Source organism: Aminobacter sp. P4_D5 (assembly GCF_056401815.1).
Genome location: NZ_JBFUIP010000646.1, coordinates 1 through 745 on the forward strand (window position 1 = coordinate 1; position 745 = coordinate 745).

A 745-nucleotide genomic window follows, 5' to 3' on the forward strand; every position below is an offset into this window, starting at 1 on the left:
CTCCAGGCGAGAGCCGAGCTGGACGATCAGCGCTTGCCGCGACGCATCCGGCAGGGCGCGCGCAGCATGCAGCAGCTTGTCCGGGGCCTCGCGCAGCCAGAAGGCGGAGCTCCGCCAGGACCGCCGGTCGAATTGCTGCGGGAAGCCGGCCGCCGYCGGCGGGTCGCCACAATCGGTGGGCAGATCGTCGTCGACACTGCAATCGGTACCGCGCCAGCGATTCAGATAGAGTTGAAAGGCCGCCGGCATCCCACGCCCGGCGTCCGGATATCGCTCCTCATGGTAGCGCATCATGTCCGGGCGCGGCTGCGGCATTAGCGATGCTTCCGTCAGCAACAGCCAGGCGATGCGGGAATCCCGCGCGTTACCCGCTGCGAGGTAGGGTGGCGGCTGCGCGGCCAGCAGCGCGCCGAGGCCGTTCAGCGTCGCATCGAACGTCGCCCGCATGGCGGCTGCCTCGGTTGGGTCGCCCTGGACCGGCACCCAGGCCCCGAGCAGCTCCGTCGCCGCCCTCGCCTCGCCCGGCGTCCGTCGGAGCATGAGCGCACGCGCCAGCATCAGCGCCTCACCTCCGCCGGCGCTGCCGGCGGCGGTCGCCAGGGCTTGTCCGCAGATCGAGGGATAGGCGGGCGCCGCCGCACGCAGCGTCGCGGCGAGCCAGATGCCCAGTTGCTCCACATGCCGTACCCGGTCGCGAGGCATGACGGCGCCGAAGATCCGCGCGAGATCGGGCCCGGCATTGGCG

General features: G+C 71.9%; 1 protein-coding gene. It reads right to left on the bottom strand.

Translation table 11 applies throughout. The features are described from left to right. On the bottom strand, positions 1–745 hold a 745-nt coding region (locus AC1DWF_RS34075), incomplete at both ends, for a hypothetical protein (protein ID WP_476842905.1).